This is a genomic window from Brevibacillus sp. AF8 (genome assembly GCF_021270385.1).
Classification (GTDB): Bacteria; Bacillota; Bacilli; order Brevibacillales; family Brevibacillaceae; genus Brevibacillus.
This window is the reverse complement of the sequence record NZ_JAGQDN010000044.1, coordinates 1-2,472: the sequence shown is the minus strand read 5'-3', so window position 1 is coordinate 2,472 and position 2,472 is coordinate 1. Positions and strand designations below refer to the sequence as shown.

General features: G+C 53.7%; 1 rRNA gene. It reads right to left on the bottom strand.

The annotated features are described in order from the left end of the window. Positions 1-2,342, bottom strand: a 23S ribosomal RNA gene (locus KB186_RS28180); the annotation flags it as partial. Positions 2,343-2,472: the final 130 nt, after the last annotated feature.

The following is a 2,472-nucleotide window of genomic DNA, read 5'->3' as shown; positions in this document are numbered from 1 at the left end:
ATTTCCGACCATTCTGAGGGAACCTTTGGGCGCCTCCGTTACCTTTTAGGAGGCGACCGCCCCAGTCAAACTGCCCACCTGGCATGGTCCTCTCGCCCGATAAGGGCGACGAGTTAGAAACTCCGTACATCAAGGGTGGTATCCCACCGACAGCTCCACAGAGGCTGGCGCCCCTGCTTCTCAGCTTCCCACCTATCCTGTACATGATGCACAAAGTTCCAATACCAGGCTACAGTAAAGCTCCATGGGGTCTTTCCGTCTTGTCGCGGGTAACCTGCATCTTCACAGGTATTATGATTTCACCGGGTCTCTTGCCGAGACAGCGCCCAAGTCGTTACGCCTTTCGTGCGGGTCGGAACTTACCCGACAAGGAATTTCGCTACCTTAGGACCGTTATAGTTACGGCCGCCGTTTACTGGGGCTTCGGTTCAAAGCTTCGCTTGCGCTAACTCATCCCCTTAACCTTCCAGCACCGGGCAGGCGTCAGCCCCTATACTTCGCCTTGCGGCTTCGCAGAGACCTGTGTTTTTGCTAAACAGTCGCTTGGGCCTTTTCACTGCGGCCCCCTCGGGCTATTAACCCTACCGAGGCGCCCCTTCTCCCGAAGTTACGGGGCCATTTTGCCGAGTTCCTTAGCAAGAGTTATCCCGCGCACCTTAGGATTCTCTCCTCGCCTACCTGTGTCGGTTTGCGGTACGGGCACCTTGTTCCTCGCTAGACGCTTTTCTTGGCAGTGTGAAATCAGGGACTTCGGTACTAAAATTTCCCTCGCCATCACAGCTCATGCTTCACGGTGTGCGGATTTGCCTACACACCACACTTACTGCTTGGACGGCCATCCAGTAGGCCGCTCACCCTATCCTCCTGCGTCACGCCATTGCTCAAGCGGAACAGAGGTGGTACAGGAATATCAACCTGTTGTCCATCGCCTACGCCTTTCGGCCTCAGCTTAGGTCCCGACTAACCCTGGGAGGACGAGCCTTCCCCAGGAAACCTTAGGCTTTCGGTGGACAAGATTCTCACTTGTCTTTTCGCTACTTACACCGGCATTCTCACTTCCAAGCGCTCCACCGCTCTTTCCAGTACGGCTTCACTGCTGCTTGGAACGCTCCCCTACCCAGTCCGTAAGGACTGCCATAGCTTCGGTGATACGTTTAGCCCCGTTACATTTTCCGCGCAGAGTCACTCGACCAGTGAGCTATTACGCACTCTTTAAATGGTGGCTGCTTCTAAGCCAACATCCTGGTTGTCTGGGCAACTCCACATCGTTTCCCACTTAACGTATACTTGGGGACCTTAGCTGATGGTCTGGGCTGTTTCCCTTTTGACGATGGATCTTAGCACTCACCGTCTGACTCCCGGACATAAGTCATTGGCATTCGGAGTTTGACTGAGTTCGGTAACCCGATGAGGGCCCCTAGCCCAATCAGTGCTCTACCTCCAAGACTCTAAATTCCGAGGCTAGCCCTAAAGCTATTTCGGGGAGAACCAGCTATCTCCGAGTTCGATTGGAATTTCACCGCTAGCCACACCTCATCCCCGCACTTTTCAACGTGCGTGGGTTCGGGCCTCCAGTAGGTGTTACCCTACCTTCACCCTGGACATGGCTAGATCACACGGTTTCGGGTCTACGGCAGCGTACTATCGCCCTATTCAGACTCGCTTTCGCTGCGGCTCCGTCTCTTCAACTTAACCTCGCACGCTACCGTAACTCGCCGGTTCATTCTACAAAAGGCACGCCGTCACCCTTTTAACGGGCTCCGACTATTTGTAAGCACACGGTTTCAGGTACTATTTCACTCCCCTCCCGGGGTGCTTTTCACCTTTCCCTCACGGTACTGGTTCACTATCGGTCGCTAGGTAGTATTTAGCCTTAGCAGATGGTCCTGCCAGATTCACACGGGATTTCACGTGTCCCGCGCTACTCGGGGTTGGTCTCGGAGAGACGCGCGTTTAGGTTACGCGACTATCACGCTCTATGGTCAGCTTTCCCAAGCTGTTCACCTACGCGCGTCTTTTGTAACTCCGTGTGAGACGCCCCACAACCCCGCCAGGTAAACCTGACGGTTTAGGCTCTTCCGCGTTCGCTCGCCACTACTGACGGAATCACTATTGTTTTCTCTTCCTCCGGCTACTTAGATGTTTCAGTTCACCGGGTCTGCCTTCTCGTACCCTATGTATTCAGATACGGATACCATCCCATTACAGATGGTGGGTTTCCCCATTCGGAGATCCCCGGATCAAAGCGTGCTTACCGCTCCCCGAGGCTTATCGCAGTTCGCTGCGTCCTTCTTCGGCTCCTAGCGCCAAGGCATCCACCGTGTGCCCTTAGTAACTTAACCACATTGGTTAGCACTAAAAAGTACTTACAGTTAATATCTTAGCAATTACATGCAGTATCCAGTTTTCAAGGAACAAATGGATAGTTACTCGTAAGAGTAACTGCCTGGCAACGTCCTACTCTCCCGGCTC